Source organism: Mesorhizobium robiniae (assembly GCF_040545535.1).
Taxonomy (GTDB): domain Bacteria; phylum Pseudomonadota; class Alphaproteobacteria; order Rhizobiales; family Rhizobiaceae; genus Mesorhizobium; species Mesorhizobium robiniae.
In genome coordinates, this window is sequence record NZ_JBEPMC010000007.1 from 211,525 (window position 1) to 235,848 (window position 24,324).

At 62.6% G+C, this 24,324-nt stretch carries 23 protein-coding genes; 11 read left to right on the top strand and 12 right to left on the bottom strand.

What is annotated here, in order from left to right:
• Window positions 1-596: 596 nt before the first annotated feature.
• Both phbB and ABID19_RS20580 read right to left on the bottom strand, forming a co-directional pair.
• Window positions 597-1,319, bottom strand: coding sequence for an acetoacetyl-CoA reductase (gene phbB, locus ABID19_RS20575; protein WP_354492798.1), 723 nt, complete (start codon window positions 1,317-1,319; stop codon window positions 597-599).
• Window positions 1,320-1,447: 128 nt separating this feature from the next.
• Window positions 1,448-2,632 (bottom strand): acetyl-CoA C-acetyltransferase, encoded by a 1,185-nt coding sequence (locus ABID19_RS20580; RefSeq protein ID WP_354492799.1) that lies wholly within the window; start codon window positions 2,630-2,632, stop codon window positions 1,448-1,450.
• Window positions 2,633-2,928: 296 nt separating this feature from the next.
• On the opposite strand from ABID19_RS20580, the gene phaR reads away from it, so the two are divergent.
• The 3 genes from phaR to ABID19_RS20595 all read left to right on the top strand — a co-directional run bounded on the left by phaR (window position 2,929) and on the right by ABID19_RS20595 (window position 5,921).
• A complete protein-coding gene (phaR, locus tag ABID19_RS20585) occupies window positions 2,929-3,540 on the top strand; it encodes a polyhydroxyalkanoate synthesis repressor PhaR (protein ID WP_354493012.1) in 612 nt (203 codons plus the stop codon).
• 430 nt (window positions 3,541-3,970) lie between these two features.
• On the top strand, window positions 3,971-4,753 hold the full coding sequence (locus ABID19_RS20590) for a 3-hydroxybutyrate dehydrogenase (RefSeq protein WP_354492801.1): 783 nt from the start codon (window positions 3,971-3,973) through the stop codon (window positions 4,751-4,753).
• A 37-nt stretch (window positions 4,754-4,790) separates the two neighbouring features.
• Window positions 4,791-5,921 (top strand): patatin-like phospholipase family protein, encoded by a 1,131-nt coding sequence (locus ABID19_RS20595; RefSeq protein WP_354492802.1) that lies wholly within the window; start codon window positions 4,791-4,793, stop codon window positions 5,919-5,921.
• Window positions 5,922-5,935: 14 nt separating this feature from the next.
• Here the strand turns inward: ABID19_RS20595 and ABID19_RS20600 are convergent, their stop codons facing one another.
• Entirely contained in the window at window positions 5,936-6,535 is a 600-nt protein-coding gene (locus ABID19_RS20600; RefSeq protein ID WP_354492804.1) for a TetR/AcrR family transcriptional regulator, read from the bottom strand.
• Window positions 6,536-6,655: 120 nt separating this feature from the next.
• Here ABID19_RS20600 and ABID19_RS20605 point away from each other — a divergent pair, with 120 nt between their 5' ends.
• The 5 genes from ABID19_RS20605 to ABID19_RS20625 all read left to right on the top strand — a co-directional run bounded on the left by ABID19_RS20605 (window position 6,656) and on the right by ABID19_RS20625 (window position 14,436).
• Window positions 6,656-7,117 (top strand): (2Fe-2S)-binding protein, encoded by a 462-nt coding sequence (locus tag ABID19_RS20605; RefSeq protein ID WP_354492806.1) that lies wholly within the window; start codon window positions 6,656-6,658, stop codon window positions 7,115-7,117.
• A 2-nt stretch (window positions 7,118-7,119) separates the two neighbouring features.
• Complete coding sequence (locus ABID19_RS20610) at window positions 7,120-9,393, top strand: xanthine dehydrogenase family protein molybdopterin-binding subunit (protein ID WP_354492807.1); 2,274 nt, start codon at window positions 7,120-7,122, stop codon at window positions 9,391-9,393.
• 418 nt (window positions 9,394-9,811) lie between these two features.
• Window positions 9,812-10,987, top strand: coding sequence for an efflux RND transporter periplasmic adaptor subunit (locus ABID19_RS20615; RefSeq protein ID WP_354492808.1), 1,176 nt, complete (start codon window positions 9,812-9,814; stop codon window positions 10,985-10,987).
• 2 nt (window positions 10,988-10,989) lie between these two features.
• Window positions 10,990-14,169, top strand: coding sequence for an efflux RND transporter permease subunit (locus ABID19_RS20620; protein WP_354492810.1), 3,180 nt, complete (start codon window positions 10,990-10,992; stop codon window positions 14,167-14,169).
• A 108-nt stretch (window positions 14,170-14,277) separates the two neighbouring features.
• Window positions 14,278-14,436 carry a DUF3309 family protein gene (locus tag ABID19_RS20625; RefSeq protein WP_036267059.1) on the top strand — a complete coding sequence of 53 codons (159 nt, stop codon included), beginning with the start codon at window positions 14,278-14,280 and terminating at the stop codon, window positions 14,434-14,436.
• An 83-nt stretch (window positions 14,437-14,519) separates the two neighbouring features.
• Here ABID19_RS20625 and ABID19_RS20630 read toward each other — a convergent pair whose 3' ends face one another.
• Window positions 14,520-15,479: an NAD-dependent epimerase/dehydratase family protein gene (locus ABID19_RS20630; protein WP_354492812.1), complete on the bottom strand. Its 960-nt coding sequence runs from the start codon at window positions 15,477-15,479 to the stop codon at window positions 14,520-14,522.
• Window positions 15,480-15,572: 93 nt separating this feature from the next.
• On the opposite strand from ABID19_RS20630, the gene ABID19_RS20635 reads away from it, so the two are divergent.
• Window positions 15,573-16,484 carry a LysR family transcriptional regulator gene (locus ABID19_RS20635; protein WP_354492814.1) on the top strand — a complete coding sequence of 304 codons (912 nt, stop codon included), beginning with the start codon at window positions 15,573-15,575 and terminating at the stop codon, window positions 16,482-16,484.
• On the opposite strand, the gene ABID19_RS20640 is transcribed toward ABID19_RS20635, so the two are convergent.
• From ABID19_RS20640 to ABID19_RS20650, 3 genes are all read right to left on the bottom strand, one after another.
• The gene (locus tag ABID19_RS20640; RefSeq protein WP_354492815.1) at window positions 16,442-17,638 is read right to left on the bottom strand and encodes an MFS transporter; all 1,197 of its coding nucleotides are present in this window, start codon (window positions 17,636-17,638) and stop codon (window positions 16,442-16,444) included. The genes ABID19_RS20635 and ABID19_RS20640 overlap by 43 nt on opposite strands.
• A 186-nt stretch (window positions 17,639-17,824) precedes the next feature.
• Window positions 17,825-18,133: a DUF1244 domain-containing protein gene (locus ABID19_RS20645; protein ID WP_354492817.1), complete on the bottom strand. Its 309-nt coding sequence runs from the start codon at window positions 18,131-18,133 to the stop codon at window positions 17,825-17,827.
• Window positions 18,134-18,158: 25 nt separating this feature from the next.
• Window positions 18,159-18,956, bottom strand: a complete 798-nt coding sequence (locus ABID19_RS20650) for an N-formylglutamate amidohydrolase (RefSeq protein WP_354492819.1) — start codon at window positions 18,954-18,956, stop codon at window positions 18,159-18,161.
• Between the two features lie 288 nt (window positions 18,957-19,244).
• Between ABID19_RS20650 and ABID19_RS20655 the strand changes: the two genes are divergently transcribed.
• Entirely contained in the window at window positions 19,245-19,691 is a 447-nt protein-coding gene (locus tag ABID19_RS20655; protein WP_354492820.1) for a DUF1036 domain-containing protein, read from the top strand.
• Window positions 19,688-21,124 carry a pyruvate kinase gene (gene pyk / locus ABID19_RS20660; protein WP_352928033.1) on the top strand — a complete coding sequence of 479 codons (1,437 nt, stop codon included), beginning with the start codon at window positions 19,688-19,690 and terminating at the stop codon, window positions 21,122-21,124. The genes ABID19_RS20655 and pyk overlap by 4 nt, the downstream gene beginning before the upstream one ends.
• A gap of 217 nt (window positions 21,125-21,341) precedes the next feature.
• Here the strand turns inward: pyk and ABID19_RS20665 are convergent, their stop codons facing one another.
• The 5 genes from ABID19_RS20665 to purE form a co-directional block, all read right to left on the bottom strand.
• A complete protein-coding gene (locus ABID19_RS20665) occupies window positions 21,342-21,545 on the bottom strand; it encodes a hypothetical protein (RefSeq protein WP_354492822.1) in 204 nt (67 codons plus the stop codon).
• Between the two features lie 152 nt (window positions 21,546-21,697).
• Window positions 21,698-22,282, bottom strand: a complete 585-nt coding sequence (locus ABID19_RS20670; RefSeq protein WP_354492823.1) for a tetratricopeptide repeat protein — start codon at window positions 22,280-22,282, stop codon at window positions 21,698-21,700.
• A gap of 114 nt (window positions 22,283-22,396) precedes the next feature.
• Complete coding sequence (ykgO, locus tag ABID19_RS20675) at window positions 22,397-22,522, bottom strand: type B 50S ribosomal protein L36 (RefSeq protein ID WP_006327841.1); 126 nt, start codon at window positions 22,520-22,522, stop codon at window positions 22,397-22,399.
• A 174-nt stretch (window positions 22,523-22,696) separates the two neighbouring features.
• Entirely contained in the window at window positions 22,697-23,773 is a 1,077-nt protein-coding gene (locus ABID19_RS20680) for a 5-(carboxyamino)imidazole ribonucleotide synthase (protein ID WP_354492825.1), read from the bottom strand.
• Window positions 23,770-24,267 carry a 5-(carboxyamino)imidazole ribonucleotide mutase gene (purE, locus tag ABID19_RS20685; RefSeq protein WP_354492827.1) on the bottom strand — a complete coding sequence of 166 codons (498 nt, stop codon included), beginning with the start codon at window positions 24,265-24,267 and terminating at the stop codon, window positions 23,770-23,772. The genes ABID19_RS20680 and purE overlap by 4 nt, the downstream gene beginning before the upstream one ends.
• Window positions 24,268-24,324: the final 57 nt, after the last annotated feature.

Here is a 24,324-nt window from a genome sequence, read left to right on the forward strand (position 1 = left end):
CGAAGCGAAAGCGGAATGTTCCGATGGCAGGTCGAAGCTTCTCGTCCGGCGTCGTCAACCGGTCCTGATTAACACTTGGAACGAGTCTGGAACGAATCAGCTACGAATCGCTGACTCCAACTGATTCAGGGTTTGTTCACGGCTATATCTGGGATTTTTGCCGGCGAATCTCACCACATGCTGAATCGCTGAACTGGCCCGATTCATGCAGGGCAGACGTCGTTCTTAACATTTGCCGGTGAACGATCGATGCAGACTGACGAGAGCCGCCCAACATTATGAAATTATTGACCTTTCCTAACGCGCCTTAACGGTTCGGGGGCTGTTTTCCGCCTTTGTCGTTAATTCTCCGGCCAAAGCCGGAACGAAACGGCGACGAATCAGCGCTGGCGCGCTTTTCCCGTTTTGTTCACCCCAACATGTTGTGTCGTGAACAGGTTTTCCACCGAGAATCCACAGGTGGCTAACAGGGTTTTGCACATGCCGTGGCGTCGCCGTTAACGATTGCGTGCCGGATTGGAGCAGGGCCTTGTATCGAGATCTCGCGACGAGGAGCCGTTGGCGGATGCGGACCGGTCTCCCCGCGCGTGTCTGCCTCAGGTAATATACTGGCCGCCATTGGCGGTGAGGGTCGAGCCGGTGATGAAGCCGGCGTCCTCGGAAGCGAGGAAGACCACGCAGCGCGCGATCTCCTCCGCCTCGCCGAGCCGGCCAATTGGGATTTGGGCGATGATCGATTCACGCACTTTTTCCGCCACCGCCATGACCATTTCGGTGGCAATATAGCCGGGGCAGATGACATTGACGGTGATGCCCGCGCGAGCACCCTCTTGCGCTAAGGCCTTGGTGAAGCCGATGTCGCCGGCCTTGGAGGCTGAGTAATTGACCTGGCCGGTCTGGCCTTTCTGGCCGTTGATCGAGGAAATGATGATGACGCGGCCGAACTTGCGGTCGCGCATGCCGCCCCACAGCGGGTGCGTCATGTTGAAGACGCCGGACAGATTGGTGTCGATGACGTCTTTCCACTGCTCGCGCGTCATCTTGTGAAACATGGCGTCGCGGGTGATGCCGGCGTTGTTGACCAGCACGGAAACCGGGCCGAGATCGGCCTCGATCTGCTTGATGCCGGCGGCGCAGGCATCGTAGTCGGCGACCGACCATTTATAGACCGGGATGCCTGACATCGCATTGAATTTTTGCGCCGCTTCGTCATTGCCGGCATAATTCGCGGCGACTTGGTAACCGGCATTTTTCAGGCCGATCGAAATCGCGGCGCCAATACCGCGCGACCCACCGGTGACGAGCGCTACCCTTGTCATATTTCTCCTCCCTTTACTCCATGAGCGGCGGGCGACGAATGGGATCGCTCTGACGGCGATTGGACCCCGTTCGCCACCGACTATTTCATGGCTTGCTCAGTCTGTCTTCACGGCTTCGCATATGGCTCTCACAGTGCTTCCACGCACATGGCAACGCCCATGCCGCCGCCGATGCACAGCGTGGCGAGGCCTTTCCTGGCGCTTCTGCGGCGCATCTCGTAGACCAGCGTATTGAAGATGCGGGCGCCCGAGGCGCCGACCGGATGGCCGATGGCGATGGCGCCGCCATTGACGTTGACGATGGACGGGTCCCAGCCCATGTCCTTGTTGACGGCGCAGGCCTGTGCGGCAAAGGCTTCATTGGCCTCGACCAGGTCAAGATCGCCGACCGACCAGCCGGCCTTGGCCAGCGCCTTGCGCGAGGCGGGAATAGGCCCAGTGCCCATGATTTGCGGATCGACCCCCGCGGTTGCCCAGGAAACGATGCGCACCAGCGGCGTGATGCCGCGCTTGGCGGCTTCGGCTTCGGTCATCAGCACCACGGCAGCGGCGCCGTCGTTGATGCCGGAGGCATTGGCGGCGGTCACCGTGCCTTCCCTGTCGAAGGCGGGCTTCAGCTTGGTCATCGCCTCGAGCGTGGCGCCGTGGCGGATGTACTCGTCCTGGTCGACAATGGTGTCGCCCTTCCTGCCCTTGACAGTAAAGGCAACGATCTCGTCTTTGAATTTTCCGGCCTTCTGGGCGGCCTCGGCCTTGTTCTGCGAGCCAACGGCGAACTGGTCCTGGTCGTCGCGGGTAATCTGGAACTGGTTGGCGACGTTCTCGGCCGTGTTGCCCATGTGGTAGCCATAGAAGGCGTCGGTCAGGCCGTCCTTGATCATGGTGTCGATCAGCTTGAAGTCGCCCATTTTGACGCCGCCACGCAGGTGCTGGGCATGCGGCGCCATCGACATCGATTCCTGACCGCCGGCGACGATGATTTTTGCATCGCCCTGGGCGATCTGCTGCATACCGAGTGCGATGGCGCGCAGGCCCGAGCCGCAGAGCTGATTGAGGCCCCAGGCGGTCGCTTCCTGCGGTACGCCGGCCGCCATCGCCGCCTGCCGCGCCGGGTTCTGGCCTTGAGCCGCGGTCAGGATTTGGCCGAGGATCACCTCATCGACCTCCTTACCGTCGACGCCGGCACGGGCGAGCGCTTCCTTGACGGCGACGGCGCCCAGTTCATGGGCCGGTGTGTTGGCAAAGGCGCCGTTGAAGGAACCGACGGGCGTGCGCGCCGCGCTGGCGACGACAATGGCATTGGAAGCGGACATGTTCTTCTCCAGACTTCGGGGTCGAATTGAGGTGCGGTTAACGACTTTTCTTGCCCTTTCCATGACCCAAGTCAAACCGGAAATGGGCATGCCGGTTATGCGCCGCAAGCAGGTTGCGCATCGCCATGGAAACAGCCCGCCCGTTGCTGCGCAGCATATTTAGCCCGCCATGCAGCATTAATCGATCCCGCACTGCACAAACCACTTGGAATTGTGACGCTTTTGCGCATATCCTTGAAAAGCGCAATCGTTATCGGCTGCTTACTCAAGTGTGCCGGTGTCCCGGGAGGATATTGATGGCCGCGAAAGACGAACCGATTATCATTAAGAAGTATGCCAATCGCCGCCTCTATAACACCGGCACCAGCACTTATGTGACGCTCGAGGATCTTGCCGAAATGGTCAAGAAAGGCGAGGAATTCACCGTCCAGGACGCCAAGACCGGCGACGACATCACCCATCCCGTGCTGACCCAGATCATCTTCGAACTGGAGAACAAGGATGGCCAAAACATGTTGCCCATTCCGTTCCTGCGCCAGTTGATCGCCTTTTACGGCGACCAGATGCAGATGATCGTGCCGAGCTTCCTCGAGCAGTCGATGATCGCCTTCTCAAAGGAACAAGAGCGCTTCCGCGAGCAGATGAAGGGTGCCTTGGGCAAGTCACCGCTCGACATGATGAAGATCGCCACGCCCATCAAGGCGCTGGAAGAACAGACGCGCCGCAACATGGAGATGTTCCAGAACGCCATGCGCCTGTTCACGCCCTTCCCACCCGCAGGCTCGAATGGCTCTTCTGCAGCGCCGGCAGAGCCAGCCAGGAAAGAAGCATCGGAAAAACCCGACGACCTTCAGGAGTTGAAGGAACAGATCGCCGCCATGCAGCGCAAGCTCGACACCATGTCGTGATCACCGGCCGGACAAGGTCCGGCCGAAACCATCCTCAGCGGCCCGTGTCAGACACTGATCTCGATCATCTGGTGCTTGCCGCGCGTGCCTTTGTCTATGGTTGGCGCGCATGGCGATTGATGGCCATTTTCCGGAGTGGCATCCGTCCGAGCCGTCATCCCTCGCTGTGCAGAGCGCTCTGCATCTTTTCATGAGCCAGATGACCATTCCAGCCAAAACCAAATCTTAGGAGCATCCAAAGAGGCTGCCCGGAGCGCTGACAAAACTGGTTTCACGCAGCCTGTCAGAGGCCCAACTTCGAGTGAGAACGGCATCTTCATGACAAAAATTTCATGTCGTCGCCGATCCGTGCCGCTGTTCTTGCGCCACACGAGACATATATGCTGCACTGCAATATGTTCCCGTTAGCACCCTACCGAAGGATTTCGCCTTGCCCAGCAGAAAAACCGCCATCGTCACGGGTTCCACCTCGGGCATCGGTCTGGCTATCGCCCATGCACTCGCGGCAGAAGGCTGCAACGTCGTCGTCAATTCCTTCTCCGACACGGCCGACGACCGGGCCATCACCGAAGCGATTGCCAAACATCACAAGGTCAGGGCTGCCTATATCAAGGCGGACATGTCGAAGCCGGCCGAATGCCGGGCGCTGGTTGCGAAGGCAGCCGAGACATTCGGTTCGGTCGACATTCTGGTCAACAATGCCGGCATCCAGCATGTCGCGCCGGTGGAAGAATTTCCGACCGAGAAGTGGGATGCGATCATCGCCATTAATTTGTCGTCGGCGTTTCACACCATCGCCGCCGCCATCCCGCTGATGAGAGAAGCCGGCGGCGGCAGGATCGTCAACATCGCCTCGGCCCACGGGCTGGTCGCCTCGCCGTTCAAGTCGGCCTATGTCTCGGCCAAGCACGGCATTATGGGGCTGACCAAGACGGTCGCGTTGGAACTGGCGCGCGACAAGATCACCTGCAACGCCATCTGCCCCGGCTATGTGCTGACGCCGCTGGTCGAGGCGCAGATCCCCGACCAGATGAAGGCCAACAAAATGGATCGCGACACGGTGGTCCGCGAGGTCATGCTCGAAAAGCAGCCGACCAAGGAATTCGTCACGGTCGAGCAGGTCGCGGCAGCCGCCGTATTCCTGTGTTCCGATGCGGCGGCGCAGATCAACGGCACGCATATCTCAGTCGACGGCGGCTGGACCGCCCAGTGAATTGCGAAACAAGTCTGGACACACAAAGGGCAACGCCATGACGACAAACGGCAAGGCGGAGGAGCCCAAGAAGATCAACGTCGCACTGCAGGGTGGCGGCTCGCACGGCGCTTTTTCGTGGGGCGTGCTCGACCGACTGCTGGAGGACGGGCGGCTCGAGATCGCGGCGGTGTCGGGCACCAGCGCCGGCGCCATGAACGCGGTGGCGCTGGCCGACGGTTTCGTGCGCGGCGGCGTCGAGGGCGCGCGGCGCAAGCTCGACGATTTCTGGCGAGCGGTGGCGCTGAAGGGCCGCTTCAGCCCGGTGCAGCGCATGCCGTGGGACGTGGCCTGGGGCAACTGGTCGATCGAGAATACGCCCGGCTACCTCTTTTTCGATACCATGTCGCGGGTGTTTTCGCCCTATGTCGCCAACCCGCTCGGCCTCAACCCGCTGCGCGACGTGATCGAGCAGGAGATCGATTTCGGCAATGTGCGCGCCTGCAAGTCGATGGAGTTGTTCATCTCCGCGACCAATGTCGAGACCGGACAGTTGCGCGTCTTTTCCGATGGCGAGATCGACCTCGACACGGTCATGGCGTCGGCCTGCCTGCCGCAGCTGTTCCGCGCCGTCGAGATCAAGGGCGTGCCCTACTGGGATGGCGGCTATGGTGGCAATCCGGCGCTGTTTCCATTCTTCAAGACGGCTGCCACCGAGGACGTGCTGTTGGTGCAGATCAATCCGGTGGTGCGCGAGGGGACGCCGAAGAGCGCCAACGAAATCCAGAACCGCATCGACGAGATCACCTTCAACGCCGGGCTGCTGCGCGAATTCCGCTCGATCGCCTTCGTTAAGGAGCTGATCGCCGCCGGCCGGCTGCCGCATGGCGAATACCGCGACATCCGCATGCACCGGATCGATGCCGATGAGGCGTTCAAGGACCTGTCGGCATCGTCCAAGGTCAATGCCGAATGGGCGTTCCTGACCTATCTGCGCGACCTCGGCCGCACCGCCGCCAGCGACTGGCTGGAGGAGAATTACGACGCCGTCGGCAAGCGGCCGACGCTCGATCTCTCCGGCGAGCTCGACGACGGCTTCAAGCCGGTACGCCGTCCGGCGCCGGGCCGGCGGGTGAAGGCGTTCCTCGCGGCGCGCAAGAAGCCCGAGGCGGCGCGCCGCCAAGTCTGAGGCGTTTGGGGACGTCAGCCTTTTTTCAGGGCTAGATCGATCACCCTGATCAGGGCGGCGGCGGCTTGTCGTTGCTCGTCCGGATCGCTGATGCGCGTCTTCATGCCTTCCAGCCCGTCAAGCAGCATGTCGGCCAGCAGTCTTGCCGACAGGCCTCTGGCGGTGAGGTCGGCGCCGTTTCTCCTGGCCTCGTTCTCGACTGCCGTGGCGACATGCTCGACAAGACCGCCGCGCCAGCATCCGACCAGATCGGCCACACTCGACTTCATGTCGAGGAGTTCGGCGCCATGCGGCGAGGTGACGACGGTGCGCATCATCGAGATCAGCGCTCCGTCGATGGCCCGCGTCATGCGGTCGGCGAAGGCGCCGTCGCCGGCAAGCGCCGTTTTCGCCTGCTCGATCGAACGGCCGAGTAGCATCATGGCTATGGCGCGGAAAATGTCGGTCTTGTTCTTGAATTGGAGGTAGAGCGCCGGCCGCGACATGTCGGCGGCACGTGCAATGTCGTCCATGGTGGTGCGGGCGAAGCCATAGGCCAAAAACACCTTCATCGCGCCGTCGAGGATACGGGCGCGTTTGGGGTCTATGTCGGCGATGTCTTCGATCTCGATCATTGGCAAACACTATCTGCCGCAACTCTATTGACAAAATAACGAAATTTGTCAAGATGTATAAGGACGAATGACCAATCGGCCATTCGCCTTGGGCTGTGGACGACAACGAAGGGTATCCCCATGCGCCTCACTGTCGACGGGCAGGCACTCGACATCAATGCCGATCCGGAAATGCCGTTGCTGTGGGCGCTGCGCGACCTCTTGGGCAAGACCGGGCCGAAATTCGGCTGCGGCATCGCCGCTTGCGGCGCCTGCACGGTGCATATCGACGGCCAGCCCGTCCGCTCCTGCTCGCTGCCGGTCGGCGAAGTCACCGGCGCGGTCACCACGATCGAAGGCATCGGCGCCGAAGGCAAGCTGCATCCAGTGCAGCAGGCATGGCTGGAAGAGCAGGTCGCCCAGTGCGGCTACTGCCAGGCCGGCCAGATCATGAGTGCGGTGGCGCTGCTCGACGAGATCGCCGACCCGACCGATGCCGACATCGACAATGCCATGGGCGGCAATCTCTGCCGCTGCGGTACCTATCCGAAGATTCGCGCGGCGATCAAACGAGCGGTCGTGCTCAAGACGGCGGGGATCTGACCATGGCCAGTATCGGAAAGATCGCCCGCCGCACGTTTCTCATCGGCGCGGCCGCCGTCGCGGGCGGCGTCGCCGTCGGCTATTATTACTACCGCAAACCCTATCCGAATCCGCTGGAAGGTGATCTCGCGGCCGGTGAAGCGACCTTCAATCCCTATGTGAAGATCGGCGCCGACAACACCATCACCGTCGTCGCGCCGAGAGCCGAGATGGGCCAAGGCATCTCGACGACGCTTGCCGCCATGGTTGCCGAAGAGCTCGATGTCAGTCTCGATCAGGTCAAGGTCGAGCATGGCCCGGCCGCTTACGCCTACTACAACACGGCGATCCTGGAAGAGGGCGGTCCGTTCGCCTTCTTCGACGAAAGCATGACCGCCGAAGCAGTGCGCGCCGGCATGGGCGTCGTCGGAAAATTCCTCGCCCTCCAGGGCACTGGCGGCTCGGCCTCGACGCGCGACGGTTTCGACAAGATGCGGCAAGCAGGCGCCGCCGCTCGGCAGATGCTGATTGCTGCGGCCGCGCAAAAGTTCGGTGTAGCCGCGACCGATTTGGAAACAGCCAATGGCACGGTCCTGCACAAGGCGTCAGGCAAGTCGGTGACCTATGGCGCCGTCGCCGCGACCGCTGCGACGATGCCGCCGCCTGCGGATGTCAGGCTCAAGGACAAAGCCGACTGGAAACTGCTCGGCAAAGCGCAAAAACGCGTCGACATGCTGGCCAAGGTCACCGGGGCGCCGATCTTCGGCATCGACGTGACGCTGCCGGACATGCTGTACGGCACGGTCAAGATGAGCCCGCGGTTCTGGGCCAAGCCGGTCAAGGCGGACTTCTCCAAGGCCGAGAAAATGCCTGGCGTGATCAAGATCGTGCCGATCGAAACGAATTACGGCCACGGCTTCGGCATCATCGCCGAAAACACCTGGGCGGCGTTCAAGGCGGCGGAGGCGATCGACGCCGAATGGGCGGATCCCGAATATCCGTTGGACAGCGCCGCCATTTCCGAAGCCTTGAAGCAGGCGCTTAGAACCAAAGGGTCGGCGATGCGCGACGATGGCGATGTCAATACTGCCTTCGCCGACGCGCCGCGCGAAAGAATAGTCGAGGCCGACTACGCGGTGCCCTATCTGGCCCATGCGACGATGGAGCCGATGAACGCCACGGCGCAATTGAAGGACGGCGTCCTCGACATCTGGTGCGGCAACCAGGCGCCGACCCTGGTGCGCCAGCTTTGCGCCAATGCTGTCGGCATCGAACAGGACAAGGTCGGCGTGCATACCACATTCATGGGCGGCGGCTTTGGCCGACGTGTCGAGGTGGATTTTGCGCTCTGTGCCGCGCTGATGGCGAAAGAAACGGCAGGCCGGCCGATCAAGGTGATCTGGACACGCGAGGAGGACATGCGCCACGACGCGTACCGGCCGGCTTCTGTCGGTAAATTCCAGGCGCGGCTTGGCGGCGACGGCATGCCGATCGCCGTCGACATGACAATCGCCTCGCCATCGCTGATAGCCAGCACCTTGCGCCGGCTGTTTCCCTCGATATCGCCGCTCGGTCCCGACAAGTCCATCGTCGACGGAGCCTTTAACCAGCCCTATACGATCCCGAACTACCGGGTGACCGGCGTCGCTGCGCCCGTCTCCATCCCCGTCGGCTCCTGGCGATCGGTCGGCAGTTCAATCAACGGGTTCTTCCATGAAGGATTTCTGGACGAGATCGCCGTCGCCGGGAAAACCGACCCGGTCGAACTGCGCAAGAAGCTGATGGCTGCCTACCCGGCAGCGGTGAAGGTGGTCGAAAAGGTCGCCGAGATGGCGAAATGGGGCGAGGCGCTGCCCGCCGGCAAGGCCAAGGGCATGGCTTTTTCGCTGTCCTTCGGCAGCTGGGTCGGCGAGATCGTCCAGGTCGCGGACACGCCTGCCGGCATCCGCATCGAGAAGGTGTGGATCGCCGCCGATGTCGGCACCGCACTCGATCCCGGCATTATCGAGGCACAGCTCATTTCTGCCGCCATCTATGGCCTGTCGGCGGCGATGGGTCAGGAAATCACCTTCGCGGACGGCATGGTCGAACAGTCGAATTTTCACGACTACGACGCCATGCGCATCTCCCAGTGTCCTGCGTTCGAAGTCGCTATCCTGGAAAATTTTCACAAGATGGGTGGTGTCGGCGAGGTCGGCACGCCGCCGGCGGCACCGGCACTCGCCAATGCCGTCTTCGCGCTGACCGGCAAGCGCATCCGTACTCTGCCCTTGTCGAAGGAGGTGACCTTTGCATGAAACTGTTTTCCACCATGCTGACAGCTGCTGCCACGCTGCTTCGACGCCGCCTTTCCCAACGGCATTAGCAAGCCAGGCACGGCACCGATGACAGTCAAGCGCAGCCCATGACTTGCCCGTGTGGGACGCGGTTTACACGGTGTTTCGCATTCCCGTTGGGCCCAATGCGATGTTGCAGACGAACGACCATGCCGATCCAATGCGCCTTATATTAGCGAGCGCGTCCTTCCGGCGAAGTAATGTTGCCGCAATTTTTCTGACTATATTGCGGTGCAACTTTGATGTAGAAGCGCAGCTCGCCGATCACGGCAAATTGAACACGGCCTTGCGCGCACCCATATCGGCGCCGCGCCCGAGTTAGAAGACGCGGTAGTTGAAGACACGGTCTGGCCGAACCCCGCGCACTGGAAAAACGACGATGCCGAAATACAGGTTTCACAAGCTTGCAGCCATTGTTGTGCTTGTCGGGTTCGCTGCCTGGATGGTGACGGGCGAGTTCTCGTCCGTCGGTAGCGCGGCTGCCGACAACGAACCCAAGGCGGGGGAGCAGCCAAAGGCGGCTGAGGCGGGTAAGCCCAAGCCCACCGAGGCAGAACAGCCCAAGGCCGCCTTGCGCACCGTCGCGGTCATAACCCCGCCGCGGCGCACCTATGCGCGCGCCATTCGGATTTCCGGGCTGACCGAAGCCGACAAGCGCGCGGTCCTGGCGACGCGCGTTGCCGGCGTCATCGACAAGTTGCCCGTCAGCCAAGGCCAGCACGTCAAGACGGGCGACCTGGTGCTGATGCTTGCCGCCGAGGAAAAAATCTCGGCGGTCGACAATGCCAAGCAGCTTGTCGTGCAGCGTCAGGCCGAGCTCGCTGCAGCCCTTCGGCTGATGAAAACCGGCAATCTGCCCAAGCTGCAGCTCGATACTGCCCGCTCGAATTTGACCTCGGCGCAAGCCCTGTTGGAAACGGCGCAAGCCGAGCTCGACCGTAACGAGGTGAAGGCACCGTTCGACGGCGTCATCGACCGGGTGCCGGTGGAACTCGGCAGCTCGGTGATGCAGGGCGGCGAGGTGGCGACCATCCTGAAGCTCGATCCGGTAATTGCCCGCGGCGAAGTCAGCGAACGTGATCTCGGCTTTCTGAAGATCGGCGACAAGGCGAATGTACGTTTGGTCAGCGGCCAGAATGTCGAGGGCACGGTGCGCTATATCAGCCGCGACGCTTCCTCGGCCACTCGCACCTTTCGCGTCGAGATCGCAATCCCTAATCCCGAGGGCACCATCCCAGCCGGGATGACGGCCGAGATCGCGCTGAGCGCGCAACCGACCGACGCCGTCATGCTGCCGCGATCGGTGGTCACGCTCGGCGACAAGGGCGATCTCGGCATTCGCGCCGTCGACAAGGACGACAAGGTCGTGTTCTTCCCGATCGACCTGGTCGACGACACGCCAACCGGCCTGGTGCTCGGCGGCATTCCGGCCGATGCGCGTGTCATCGTCGCCGGTCAGGAACTGGTGACCGAAGGCGAAGTGATCAAGCCGGTCGAGGCCGACCAGGCGACCATCCAAAAGCTGTTGGGCGAAGCGACGGCCGGGACGCAGTAATCATGGATATCGTCAAACTTGCGATCAACAATGCCCGGCTGACCATTTCAGTCCTGATCTTCCTCATCCTTGCGGGTGCGGTCGCCTACCAGTCGACGCCGAAGGAAGCGGAACCGGACGTTCCGATTCCGATGATGTATGTCAGCCTGATCTATCAGGGCATCTCGCCCGAGGATTCGGAGCGCCTTCTGCTGCGGCCGATGGAAGCCAAGCTGAAAAGCCTCAAGGGCCTCAAGGAAATGCGCTCGGCCGCCTTCCAGGGCGGCGGCTATGTGCTGGTCGAGTTCCAGCCGCAGACGGACCTGGCGACGGCGCTGCAGGACACTCGCAGCAAGGTCCAGGACGGCAAGGCCGACCTGCCGCAGGCAGCCGAGGAGCCTGTGGTCACCGAAGTCAACATCTCCGAATTCCCCGTCCTGGTGGTGACGCTGTCGGGCGAGGTGCCCGAGCGCGTGCTGACGGCGGCGGCGCGTGAATTGCGCGATCGCATCGAGGAAGTGCCGGGCGTGCTGGAAGGCTCGCTGCAGGGCGCGCGCGACGATCTCGTCGAAGTCGTCATCGATCCGATGAAACTGTCTTCCTACGGGCTGCAGCTCGAGCAACTGATCGGCGCCGTCGGCAATTCCAACAGTCTTGTCGCCGCCGGCAACATCGAAGGGTCCGAAGGCAAATACGCGGTCAAGGTTCCCTCGCTTATCGAGACGCCGGAGGACGTCGCAAACCTGCCGGTCGTGGCCACCCCCAACGCGGTGGTGCAGGCCAAGGACATCGCCACCGTCCGCTCCACCTTCAAGGATGCCGAGACGGTCACCCGCCTCGACGGCAAGCCGGCGATCGCAATCGAGGTGAAGAAGCGCATCGGCTCCAACCTTATCGACACGATTGCCAAGGTCACGGAAGTCTCCGACGCCTTCATAAAGACCATGCCGGAAGGCATGCATGTCACCTACACCCAGGACAAATCGGTCTTCGTCAACCAGTTGCTCGGCGATCTGCAGAACCACGTGATGATCGCCGTGATCCTGGTGTTCATCGTCATTCTCTATGCCCTGTCGGGCCGTGCGTCGGTGCTGATTGGCCTCGCCATTCCATCGTCCTTCCTGATCGGCATCCTGCTGCTGGCCATGATGGGCTACACGATCAACATGATCGTGCTGTTCAGCCTGATCCTGGCGGTCGGCATGCTCGTCGACGACGCCATCATCGTCACCGAATTCGCCGAGCGGCGCATGAGCGAAGGCATGCCGAAGGCAGCGGCTTTCGAACTTGCGGCCAAGCGCATGGCTGGGCCGGTCATTGCGGCGACGATGACGCGCATCGCCGCCTTTTCGCCACTGCTGTTCTGGCCGGGCATCATCGGCGACTTCATGAAATATATGCCGATCACGCTGATCGTCACGCTTTCGGCCTCGATGCTCTATGCGCTGGTGTTTGCGCCGACGCTGGGCGCCCTGTTCGCCAAGGCGCCGCCCCATGACGAGGACGACAACCGTGACGGCTGGTACATGGCCGTGGTCAAGCAGGCGGTGCGCTTTCCGGTCACCGTGCTTGTGCTCACCGTCGCGCTTTTGTTCGGTGTCGGCTTTGCCTATTCGAAATACGGCGCCGGCGTCGAGTTCTTCCCCAATGTCGAGCCTGACTACGGCCTGCTCTATGTGCACGCCCGCGGCAACCTTTCGCTCGCCGAAATGGATGCCGCCACGAAGATCGCCGAGGATCGGCTTCTCGGCTGGCCAGGCGTGAAATCGGTCTACACCCGTATCGGCAAGACGCAAGGCGGCGGCCAGGACATACCTGAAGACGTGGTCGGGGTGATCCAATACGAATTCGTCGACTGGCGCGAGCGCAAATCGGCGAATGCGATCCTGGACGAACTGCGCGGCGTCATGGCCGGCATTCCCGGCGTCGACGTTGAGGTTCGCGTGCCCGAGGCCGGCCCGCCCACCGGCAAGCCGATCCAGATCAGGCTTTCGGCCATCGACCCGAAAGGTCTCGACGACAAGGCGCGCGCGGTCGCCGCCCGCATTGCCAAGGTGCCCGGCGTCATCGACATTTCCGACGGCCTGCCGCCGCCCGGCGTCGACTGGGCGCTTGAGGTCGATCGCGCCAAGGCGGCACAATACGGCATTAGCCCGACCTCGGTCGGAACGGTGGTGCAATTGGTGACGAACGGGCTGAAGCTCAGTGAATACCGGCCAGCCGGTGCTGACGATGCCGTCGACATCAGGCTGCGTCTGCCCGAGGACCGGCGTACGCTGTCGACACTCGACGACCTCAGGGTGCAGACTTCGCAAGGGTCGGTGCCGATCTCGAATTTCGTCGTGCGCAAGCCCGAGCCGACTGTCGGTATCCTCAACCGCATCGACGGCGCGCGCACGGTGGTAATCCAGGCCAATGTCGCCGCCGGCGAGCAAGTCGCTGCTGTCCAGCAGCAGGTCACCCAGGCTGTCGCCGACATGGATCTCGGCAGCGGCATACGCTGGAAGCTCGCCGGCTCGAACGAGGACAGCGCGGAGGCCAGCGCCTTCCTCAGCAAAGCCTTCGGCGCCGCGATCTTCTTGATCTTCATCGTGCTTCTGGCGCAGTTCAACAAGTTCACCAGCGTCTGGCTGGTGCTGTCCTGCGTTGTCATGGCAACGGTCGGCGTGTTCCTGGGACTCCTGATAACGGGAGAAACATTCGGCATCGTCATGTCGGGCATCGGCGTCATCGCGCTGGCCGGCGTCGTGGTGAACAACAACATCGTGCTGATCGACACCTATGACCGGCTGCGTGAAGAGGGCTGGGACAAGGTCGAAGCGGTGCTGCAGACCTGCCGCGAACGTGCCCGCCCGGTCGTGCTGACGGCAGTGTCGGCCATCCTCGGCGTGCTGCCGATCGCCTTCGGCCTCGGCCTTGAAATCTTCCATCATGAGACGACGATCAACGCGCCGTCGACGCAATGGTGGATTTCACTATCCTCGGCGATCGTCTTCGGTCTGTCGTTCGCTACCGTGCTCACGCTGGTGGTGACGCCGTCGATGCTGATGGTGTTCACCCGGGCCAAGGTCAAGCCCGGCGCACGGCGCGGCTGGTTCAGCCGCCTGTTCGGGCGCGGCAAGGAAGCGATTTCATCGCCGCAGGTTCCGGAACCAGAGCTCGGTACGGAGCCGGAGATAGCCTTCCCGAAGGCCGCCGAATAGGCCGATTCCTTCGTCAGGCAGATCATTCAGGTAAAAAGGCCGCCGGGAACAACCCAGCGGCCTTTTGCATTGTCCTGTCATGCGACACCTCAAAGCGGGGAGTTTCTCATGACGCTCAGCACCATTCTCGTCATCATTCTGATCCTCATCCTGATCGGCGCCGTGCCGGCATGGCCTCACTCGCGTTCCTGGGGTTATGGTCCCTCCGGTATCGTCGGCGTCATCCTGATCGTGCTTTTGGTGTTGCTGCTGATGGGCCGGATCTGACCCCGGAGTTTGATGTGCATAAACGCTACGACGCTGCGCGTCCTTGGCCCGCGGCGCCGTAGCATTTAATTGCGCATGGTCCTTCAGGCAGCTTTCGCAACGCCGTCAATCGTGACGACACCGATATCATCGAGAGCTTTTGCCACCGCCTTATCCAGCGGCGTATGCGGGATCGTGCCGATGATGCCTTCCAGCCTTGTCGAGGCCAGCTGGTGTGGTTCGAAGCGGAGGTAGGACATCGAGACGAGCTCGCGCCACATCGCCACGAATGGGCTGCCGGCGCGCAACACCCACCACGGCATCGACGTCAGTTTCAGCGTGCGCCCCAGTGCCTGTTCCGCGGCCGCCTTGATCTCCAGATCGGTGACGGCGTGGCCCGGAAAGTTCAGGGCCTCGTAACAGCCGAGCTTATCGAGGTTTTCGGTCAATCCGACGAAAGCCTTGGCCAGGTCTGGCAGATAGGCCCATTCATGCACGAGATTGGCCGGTCCAGGGGCCGTATACACACCCTTGCCCATCTTGGCGGCCACAATCAGGTCGAACCACGAGCCGGTGCCGGTGCCGCCAAAAAAGTCGCCGGCGCGCAGCAGAATGGTCCGCACGCGGCCCGCTTCAGCCTCGCGGCGAAAGAGCTCTTCCATGGCGACGCGGATGCGGCCCTTTTCGGTCGTCGGGTGGAATGGCGTGTCTTCGGTGATGACCGCCGGCATCGGCGAGCCGTAATTGTAGACGCTGCCTGGAGCGAGGTGCAATGCGTCGTTCGCCCGGCAGGAGGCCATGACGTTCTCGGCCATCGGCAGGCACTTGCTCCAGTCGGTGTAGATCGGGTTGAGGCCATTGAAGATGATGTCGACGCCTTGCGTGGCGCGGATAAGCGCTTCGCGATCGAGGCCATCGCCGGCGACGGCCGTGGCGCCGGTGAGTTCTGCCGGTATCTTGCCGCTGCGGGTGATGGCGAGGACATCGTAGCCGGCGTCGATGAAGGCCTTGGCCACTACGCGGCCGAGCCGGCCATTGGCACCCAGAATTGCGATCTTGTTCATTTTTCGTCTCCGTGTTTGCGTTGCCGCGCAATATGATCCGCCCGCAAACGAATGGAAATTGACCGCATTTGGCGATCTGATATTCATTTTTGAATGGATATCGACTGGAACCTGATCAAGAGTTTTGTCACCGTGGCGGAAACCGGCAGCCTGTCCGCGGCCGCGCGCAAGCTGGCCGCAAGCCAGCCGACGCTTGGCCGCCATATCGCCGAGCTGGAGCAGGCGCTCGGCGTCACCCTGTTCCGGCGCGGGCGGCGCGGCTATGCGCTGACCGAAGCCGGCAGCACGCTCTATGAACGCGGCCGGGCGGTAAGCGAGCAGGCGAGCGCCTTTTCGCTATTGGCGCTGGGATCGGTCGAGGCGATTGAAGGCACGGTGCGCATTGCCGCCAGCGAGGTGGTGGCGGCCTATGTCCTGCCCGACATCACGGCTCGGCTGGGTGCCGAGGAACCCGGCATCGAGGTCGAAATCGTGGCGTCGAACCAGGTCGAGAACCTTTTGCGCCGCGATGCCGACATCGCCATCCGCATGGTCGAGCCGGCACAGAACGAATTGGTGGCGCGCAAGGTGACCGACATTCCGCTCCGCGCCTGCGCGGCAAAATCCTATCTCGACCGGCGCGGCCGTCCGCTCAAGCCCGGCGATCTCGCTGGCCACGATCTGATCGGCTTCGACCGCAGCGACGAGATCATTCGCGTCTTTTCGCAGTTCGGTGTCCCGCTCACCCGCAATGCCTTCCGCTTCAGGACCGACAACCAGATCGTGCTGTGGGAGGCGGTGCGGGCCGGAAACGGTATCGGCTTTGGGCAGGAGCCGCTGGCCGATCGCGATCCGCTGGTGGAGACGGTGCTGCCGGGCCTCGCGCTGCCGATGCTGCCGGTATGGCTGGCCATGCATCGCGACGTACGTACAAGCGTGCGAATCCGTCGTGTCGCGGATTTCCTCTACGAGGAGCTGAAACGCTATTCGGCTGGCGCAGCGTCGGGAGCGAATTCGGCGCGGTGAGCGAGCCCGGCCATCAAGAATACGATGACCAGCAACCCCGACAAGGCGACGAAGATCGGACCGAAACTTGAGTGCTCGGCGACGAAGCCGATTGCCGACGGCGCCACCAGAATGCCGGAATAGCCCATTGTGGTGACGACGCTCATGCCGGTGCCGGACGACATGCCTTCCTGATTGCCGCCGGCCGAAAACAGGATCGGCACCATATTGGCGATGCCGAAGCCGCAAAAGGCAAAGGCTGCTATGGCGAGCCAGGGCGAGGGAGCCAGCCCGGCCACAAGCATGCCGGCCGCGGCGACGATGGCTGAAACGCGCAGCGTCGTCACAGCACCGAAACGGTTGCGGACCCCGTCGCCAACGAAGCGCATCACGGCCATGACGCCGGAAAAAGCGGCGTAGGCCAAGCCCGCTATGGCAAGATCGGTGCCGAGTTCCTGCTGCAGGTAGAGCGCCGCCCAGTCGAGCACTGCGCCCTCGGAGATCATCGTCAGCAGGGCCATCAGCCCGACCAGATAGACCATCGGGTTTCCGGGAAGCGCAAATTTGCGGTGCCCGGCGACCGCTGACGATCCATGGCGCGGCCTGTCCTCGGCGATCAGGTAGCGGACTGCCACCGCAATCATGGCAAAGGCGAGAGCCGTCACCACCGCCGCATGGGCGAGATGGCCGTAATTCTGGATGGCGATGCCGCCGAGAGCGCCGCCGGCGAAACCGCCAAGGCTCCAGAAGCCATGCGAGGACGACATGATGGCGCGAGACAATCGCCGTTCCACCGTGACCGCATTGGCGTTCATGGCGACATCCATGCCGCCGATCGAACCGCCGAAGATGAACATGGCGATAGCCGCCAGCGGCACGTTGGGGGCCAGCGCCACAACCAGCAGGCCGAGGCTGCCGACGAGACCGAACCAGCGCAGCACGGTGCGCGAACCATGCCTGGAAATCAGGTGGCCGCACCAGGACATCGCGGTGACCGCGCCGGCGCCGAATAAAAGGATCAGCAGGCCAAGCGTAAATTTGCTGATGTCGAGCCGGGTCAGAAACACCGGAATCTGCGGCGCCCAGGCGCCGGTCAGAAAGCCATTGGCAAGGAAGATTGCCGCCACGGCCCATCTTCCACGAATGGCGGTTTGCATGACGTTTTGCGCGTCCATCGCGTAGAATCCGGTCTGAAAATGGCCTCGAGCGGCAAATTAGATCGATTCAATCGTCAGTCAAGCGCCGCTCTCCAGGAAGTGCTTGGACCAAAAGGCGAATAGGACCAGCCCTGTTCGTGACGGATTTTCCCATGTTGGAGAGATTTGCGGAAACGCCTCTCCTGTTCGTCAGAGCGGGGAAACTCAGTGATCCCTGGGGCGCCTTGCCTCGAACTCCGCCTTCTTGGCGTCGGAGGCGTCGGTCTGGTTAAGCGCCTGCCATTCGGCATAGGGCATGCCGTAGATGATCTCGCGCGACTGGTCCTTGCTGAGGTCGACACCCTCGGCCTCGGCGGCGTCGCGATACCAGTTGGACAGGCAGTTGCGGCAGAAGCCGGCGAGGTTCATCAGGTCGATGTTCTGCACATCAGTGCGTTCGCGCAGATGCGCGACCAGCCGGCGGAACGCGGCGGCTTCGAAATCGCGTTTTTGCACTTCGCTGAGTTCGATCATGTGTTCTTGGCCTCCTCGGGCCTCCTTACAGCGGCCCGGTGCGCGAGCCGAATCGTTTGATCTGATGTATATCGGGACGGCGGTTGATCGCGTCAACGATCGGCACCAGCCGTTCGGCCCAGGCGGCCGCGTTCTTCCGATCGGCGATCAGATCCTGGCGGATCTCTATCAGCGCATGGGCAAAGCCGTTGACGATGGCATGCCTGAACATGGTGTCGCCGCGCAATGCGCCGTCGTAGGGCTCGTTGTCGCCAACGACGAGGCTTTTGTCGGCGGCGAGCATGTCGATCAGCGGTCGCGCCACCCGGTCGTCGCGATCCCACAAGATGCCGACATGCCATGGGCGCACGAATCCCTGCATGAACGGGGTGAAGGAATGTACTGACAAGATGAAGGGCGCATTTGCGGAAGCCTGCGCCACCGAGGCGACCATGGAGCCGACCGCGTCGTGATAGGGCCGGTAGAAGCGGTCGAGCCGCCTTTCGCGTTCTTCTGGGGTAAGCGGATAATTTCCCGAAATGACGGTTCCGTCATAGAGTTGGCGGATCAGCGTCGGATCGTCCTCGCCACGATTGGGATCGATCAGAAGCCGCGAAAAGTTGGCGAGCACCGCCGGCACGCCGAGCAAAGCCGCCAGTTCGCGCGTCACCGTCTCGACACCGATGTCGTAGGCGATATGGCGGTCGAATTCCGCCGCCGGCAGGCCGAGGCTGCCGTAGTCCTCCGGCAGATCGCGACGGGCGTGATCGGCCAGGAGCGCGATGCCTCGCTTGCGGTCGCCTTCGACGATGTCGAAAGGCGCGAAAACTGTGGATCGGGTCATGGGCGGGAAATGGTCTGTTCGCTGGCTTCCGGGGAGGGTGGTATCGTCATTCCCACGAAGAGGACGCGTGCGCAATGCCGTCGTTTGGCCACGGTTTCTGCAGAAATCTGGCAGAAGGCGGAAGACCGCGCGCGGGAGCCTTCCTAAATCGATTGGAATTGGGCAAAAGGGCGCGTTGACATGCGTCCGGACTTTTCCGAAAAGGGGCGTTGAGAGATGCAAATGTCGTTCTTCAGGGGTTTCAGGATGGGTTCCGCCGGCAGGCCGCGCGCGCGCTATGCCTTCGCCATGCCGCTCCTGACCACTGTTGTGGGGCTCGCCGCGATGGTTGCTGCCTCGCCCGCGCGCGCCGATTTCCGTGTCTGCAATGCCACGCAGAACCTGGTCGGCGTCGGCATCGGCTATCGCGCCAAGGCCGGCTGGATCACCGAAGGCTGGTGGCATATCGAGGGATCGAGCTGCAAGACGTTGATCGAGGGGCCGCTGTCATCAAGGTTTTACTATCTTTATGCAGAAGACGCCGAGCGTGGCGGACGCTGGGATGGCCCGATCAACATGTGCGTGGCCGAAAAAGAGTTCAAGATCGCCGGCGTTGCCGATTGCGTCGCCCGGGGCTTCCAGCGCGCCGGATTCCAGGAATATGACACGGGCGAGCAGGCGAGCTGGATGGTCCAGCTGACCGATGACCCCGCAACGGGGGGCGCTCCAGCCGCCCCGGGAACAAACAGTCAATGAGACGCAGCCGCAAGGTCAAGATACTCGCCACCATCGGTCCGGCCTCTTCCTCCGAGGACATGCTGAAGAAGCTCTTCGAAGCCGGCGCCGACGTGTTTCGCATCAATATGAGCCACACCGATCATGAATTGATGCGCACACTTGTCGGCCGCATCCGCACCGTCGAGAAAGCGGTCGGCCGGCCGATAGGCATCCTTGCCGACCTGCAGGGGCCCAAGCTTAGGGTCGGCAAATTCGCCAACGGCAAGGAGGCGCTGACACTCGGCCAGACGTTCACGCTTGACGACAATCCCGAGCCCGGCAATTCGACCAGGGTCTATCTCCCGCACCCCGAAATCCTGAGATCGGTCGAGGCTGGCCACCGCCTTTTGATTGATGACGGCAAGCTCGAACTGAAGGCGGTGAAGAGCGACGGCAAGGCGATTGTCTGCACCGTCGTCGCAGGCACCGGCATCTCCGACAAGAAGGGCGTCAGCCTGCCCGACACCGACCTGCCAGTCGGCGCGCTGACCGAAAAGGACCGCAGGGACCTCGATGCGGTGCTGGCCACTGGAGTCGACTGGGTGGCGCTGTCGTTTGTGCAGCGGCCGGAGGATTTGGCGGAAGCGCGCAAGATCGCGCGGGGCCGGGCGCTCATCATGGCCAAGATCGAAAAGCCGCAAGCTGTCGCCCGGCTGGCCGAGATTATCGAACTTTCGGATGCGCTGATGGTCGCTCGCGGCGATCTCGGCGTCGAAATGCCGCTCGAAGCCGTGCCCGGCATCCAGAAGCAGATCACCCGCGCCGCGCGCCGCGCCGGCAAGCCGGTGGTGATCGCCACGCAGATGCTGGAATCGATGATCGCCGCGCCGGTGCCGACCCGCGCCGAGGTGTCGGACGTCTCGATCGCCGTGTTCGAAGGCGCCGACGCCATCATGCTCTCCGCTGAATCCGCTGCCGGCGCTTACCCGGTCGAGGCGGTTGCGATGATGAACCGCATCGCCAGCAAGGTCGAAACCGACCCAACCTATGCCGGCATCATCAATGCGCAGCGCTCGGAGCCGGAGGCGACCGGCGCAGACGCCATCTCGCTTGCCGCCCGCGAAATCGCCGAGACGCTGAAATTATCGGCGATCATCAGCTATACGGCGTCGGGCACGACCGGGTTGCGCGCTGCGCGCGAGCGGCCGCAGGTGCCGATCGTCGCGCTGTCGCCGATCGTCAACACGGCGCGGCGGCTGTCGCTTTTGTGGGGCACGCATTGCGTCGTCTCGCCCGATGCCATCGATCTCGACGACATGGTCGACCGCGCCTGCCGCATCGCCTTGGACGAAGGGTTCGGCAAGCCGGGCGACCGTGTCATCATCACCGCCGGCGTGCCGCTGAGGACGCCCGGTTCCACCAACATGCTGCGCATCGCCTATGTCGGTTCGGACGCCCAGGCCAGACGCTAAATCGTCTAGAGCGGTTCAGCTTTTGATAGAATCGCTGACCCGCTCTAAGTATTGTTTTTACGCAATTCCGAACGGAAAACCGCTACGCACTTTCCTGGAATTGCTCTGAAGCTGCGCAGGTCTCTTGAACGCGACAGGCTTTAGGCCGCTCGCGGGCAACTAGCCAATCTGAAGCCTCGCCTCGATGAGCGCAGCGGCTTGCCGGCCCGCAACCGAATCAAGACGGTGAGGCGACGGCGAGCACGATCGCGATTATCAGCAGGAGCGGTCCCATCCATTTGAAATGGCTGGGAAGGCGTGTCAGCCAGGTCTGTTGTCCGGTTTGGGGTTGGTTTGGCATCTGGAGGAACCCGTAACCGACGCCCGTCATCCATAGACCGGCGCAAAACATTATGAATTCGTCGATGTAAGCTGCAATCATGATAGCCTGCCCTCTCCAATCTGGACAGGAAACCACAAGGCGCGCTCACCGACAAGCAGTGCCGACGCGGTGGTTATGGCCATGACTACGCAAGAACGACAGCGATGTCGAAATTGGGGCCGTCGCGATCCAAGGACACTGGCCCGCCGTTATCAAATCCCTTCGCCGGCAAGTTCTTCCGAAAGCGTGCCGACCTGATCCTGGGCGCTGCGCAGCATCGGATAGATGCCAAGCACGCGTTGCCAGGCTTCCAGCGCTGATTCCTTGTGGCCGGTTACGGCCATGATCTGTGCCAGGCCCGACAGCGCGCCGAAATGGCGCGGCTCGAGCTGCAGCGTGCGGTCGATGTCCGCCATCGATTTCCCAAAATTATTCATCATGAAATGTACGGTGGCGCGCCGGTTCCAGCCTTCCGCATAGTCCGGTTGCAAGGTCACCACCTGGTCTAGGAAGTCGAGCGCCACGTCGAACTTCTTGTCCTCGATCGCCTTTTGCGACCATTGCATCATCAGGTCGATCGAGGCGCTGCCGGATTGCACCCATTCGTTCGAGATGCGCGCGGCGATGCGCTCTGCGGCTTTTTCGTTGCGCTCGCGCTTCAGGTCGACAAACAGCTGGTCGAGCCTTGCCTCCCTGGTCGTGGCAATCGGAGGCGCGACCGTGTCCTCCGCTTGAGCCGGAGGTGCGGCGGAGCCGAAAAGAAAAAGTGCCGCGAAGAATGCAAAACGAATCCGCATGACCGGGAATCTAACCCCGGACAGCGGATCGTCAAACTGAATTTAGCGTGAGAGGGCCGGCAGGCCAGCAATTACATCATGCAAGCGTGGAGGCAGGCCTCCACGCGAAAAGACTCAGCCCTGACGCGCCTTATAGCGCGGAGCGGTCTTGTTGATGATGTACACGCGGCCCTTGCGGCGAACCAGCTGGTTGTCGCGGTGACGCGCCTTGAGCGCCTTGAGCGAATTCTTGATCTTCATGGTCTTGCCCGTCGGTCAGGGCCCGCTTGGGCCGAATTATTAAGGCGCGCTCGGAAAGCGCGCCTCTCAACTTGTGCGTGGCTCATAAACGAGGAGCCTTACCCGTGTCAACCGCAGCATGCTTCCAGGATGAAGCGAGTACGGCGGATTTTGAGTTTCCGCTGCCCAATAGCCTCAACGGTGACGGGTCATTCGCGTAAAATGACCCATTTTGCGGCCGGGCCGGGCCTCGGCCTTGCCGTAGAGATGCAGCATCAGATCGGGCTCGGCGAGCAGGGCCGGGACGTGCCGGATGTCGTCGCCGATCAGGTTTTCCATGACGCAGTCGAAATGGCGGCCGGGATTTCCCAAGGGCAGGCCGGCGACAGCGCGAATATGCTGCTCGAATTGCGAGACGATGCAGGCGGCTTCCGTCCAGTGGCCGGAATTGTGAACGCGCGGCGCGATCTCATTGGCCAGCAGCGCGCCATCGGGAAGGACAAAGAACTCGATGCCGATGACGCCGACATAGTCGAGCGCGGCAAGTATTTCTGCTGCAGCCGCCTGGGCTGCGGCGGCGGTTTTGGACCCTATCCTGGCTGGCAAGGTCGAGCTGTGCAGGATGCCGTCGCGGTGGACGTTTTCTGCCGGGTCGTAGGCTGCGAGCGAACCGTCTATGCCGCGCGCCGCGATCACCGAAATCTCGCGTTCGAAGGCGACGAAGGATTCGAGGATCAACGGCACGTTGCCCATCGCCTCGCAGGTGCCGGCAAAGCCGCCCGTTTCCATGTTGCGGAAGACACGCTGGCCCTTGCCATCGTAGCCCATGCGTCGCGTCTTCAATATGCCGCTGCCGTCGAACTTTTTCAGCGCCGCCGTCAATTCGTCGTCATTGTCGACGGGACAGAAATCCGCAGTGGGAATGCCGATGCCGTTGAGGAATTTCTTTTCCGCCACCCGGTCCTGCGCCACTTCCAATGCGCGTGCCGGTGGATAGACCGGGACCGTGGCGGCAAGCGCGCTGGCGGCCATGACCGGCACGTTCTCGAACTCGTAAGTGACGACGGCGCTGACTGCCGCCAGTTCGACGAGCGCGGCCGTATCGTCGTAGGCGGCGGTGATCTGCCGGTTGGCGACCTGTGCCGCCGGGCAATCCGGCTGCGGTTCCAGCACGACCGTGCGGTAGCCGAGGCGGGCCGCTGATATGGCCAGCATGCGGCCGAGCTGGCCGCCGCCAATGATGCCGATGGTCGATCCGGCGGGCAGGCTCATGGCGCGTCCGTGGGCTCGGCGGCGACCTTGGCGGTCTGGGCGGCGCGCCAGGCATCGAGCCGGGCGGCAAGCTTTTCGTCGGTCAGCGCCAGCACGGCCGCAGCCAGAAGCGCGGCATTGATGGCGCCGGCCTTGCCAATGGCCAGCGTGCCGACCGGAATGCCGGCCGGCATCTGGACGATGGAGAGCAGCGAGTCCTGTCCGGAAAGCGCCTTCGTTTCCACCGGCACGCCGAAAACGGGGAGCGGCGTCATCGCCGCCGTCATGCCGGGCAGGTGCGCCGCACCGCCGGCGCCGGCGATGATCACCCGAAAACCGGCCGCCTTGGCGCCCTTGGCAAAGTCATAGAGCCGGTCGGGGGTGCGATGGGCCGAGACGATCAGCCGCTTGTGCGGGATGTTCAGTGCCTCCAGCGTTTCGGCGGCGTGGCGCATCGTCGCCCAGTCGGACTGGCTGCCCATGATGATGGCGACGTCGGCGCGTTGATCGTCCAAGCTTCTGCTCCCGGCGGCAAAGGCGCGCATTAGCGGAATTCGGGATCGACGGCAAGG

Bases quoted from the DNA above. Each gene is read 5' to 3' on its own strand.
- phbB (WP_354492798.1), bottom strand. From the start codon at position 1,319: ATGACAAGGGTAGCGCTCGTCACCGGTGGGTCGCGCGGTATTGGCGCC.
- ABID19_RS20580 (WP_354492799.1), bottom strand. From the start codon at position 2,632: ATGTCCGCTTCCAATGCCATTGTCGTCGCCAGCGCGGCGCGCACGCCC.
- phaR (WP_354493012.1), top strand. From the start codon at position 2,929: ATGGCCGCGAAAGACGAACCGATTATCATTAAGAAGTATGCCAATCGC.
- ABID19_RS20595 (WP_354492802.1), top strand. From the start codon at position 4,791: ATGACGACAAACGGCAAGGCGGAGGAGCCCAAGAAGATCAACGTCGCA.
- ABID19_RS20600 (WP_354492804.1), bottom strand. From the start codon at position 6,535: ATGATCGAGATCGAAGACATCGCCGACATAGACCCCAAACGCGCCCGT.
- ABID19_RS20605 (WP_354492806.1), top strand. From the start codon at position 6,656: ATGCGCCTCACTGTCGACGGGCAGGCACTCGACATCAATGCCGATCCG.
- ABID19_RS20610 (WP_354492807.1), top strand. From the start codon at position 7,120: ATGGCCAGTATCGGAAAGATCGCCCGCCGCACGTTTCTCATCGGCGCG.
- ABID19_RS20615 (WP_354492808.1), top strand. From the start codon at position 9,812: ATGCCGAAATACAGGTTTCACAAGCTTGCAGCCATTGTTGTGCTTGTC.
- ABID19_RS20620 (WP_354492810.1), top strand. From the start codon at position 10,990: ATGGATATCGTCAAACTTGCGATCAACAATGCCCGGCTGACCATTTCA.
- ABID19_RS20625 (WP_036267059.1), top strand. From the start codon at position 14,278: ATGACGCTCAGCACCATTCTCGTCATCATTCTGATCCTCATCCTGATC.
- ABID19_RS20630 (WP_354492812.1), bottom strand. From the start codon at position 15,479: ATGAACAAGATCGCAATTCTGGGTGCCAATGGCCGGCTCGGCCGCGTA.
- ABID19_RS20635 (WP_354492814.1), top strand. From the start codon at position 15,573: ATGGATATCGACTGGAACCTGATCAAGAGTTTTGTCACCGTGGCGGAA.
- ABID19_RS20640 (WP_354492815.1), bottom strand. From the start codon at position 17,638: ATGGACGCGCAAAACGTCATGCAAACCGCCATTCGTGGAAGATGGGCC.
- ABID19_RS20645 (WP_354492817.1), bottom strand. From the start codon at position 18,133: ATGATCGAACTCAGCGAAGTGCAAAAACGCGATTTCGAAGCCGCCGCG.
- ABID19_RS20650 (WP_354492819.1), bottom strand. From the start codon at position 18,956: ATGACCCGATCCACAGTTTTCGCGCCTTTCGACATCGTCGAAGGCGAC.
- ABID19_RS20655 (WP_354492820.1), top strand. From the start codon at position 19,245: ATGCCGCTCCTGACCACTGTTGTGGGGCTCGCCGCGATGGTTGCTGCC.
- pyk (WP_352928033.1), top strand. From the start codon at position 19,688: ATGAGACGCAGCCGCAAGGTCAAGATACTCGCCACCATCGGTCCGGCC.
- ABID19_RS20665 (WP_354492822.1), bottom strand. From the start codon at position 21,545: ATGATTGCAGCTTACATCGACGAATTCATAATGTTTTGCGCCGGTCTA.
- ABID19_RS20670 (WP_354492823.1), bottom strand. From the start codon at position 22,282: ATGCGGATTCGTTTTGCATTCTTCGCGGCACTTTTTCTTTTCGGCTCC.
- ykgO (WP_006327841.1), bottom strand. From the start codon at position 22,522: ATGAAGATCAAGAATTCGCTCAAGGCGCTCAAGGCGCGTCACCGCGAC.
- ABID19_RS20680 (WP_354492825.1), bottom strand. From the start codon at position 23,773: ATGAGCCTGCCCGCCGGATCGACCATCGGCATCATTGGCGGCGGCCAG.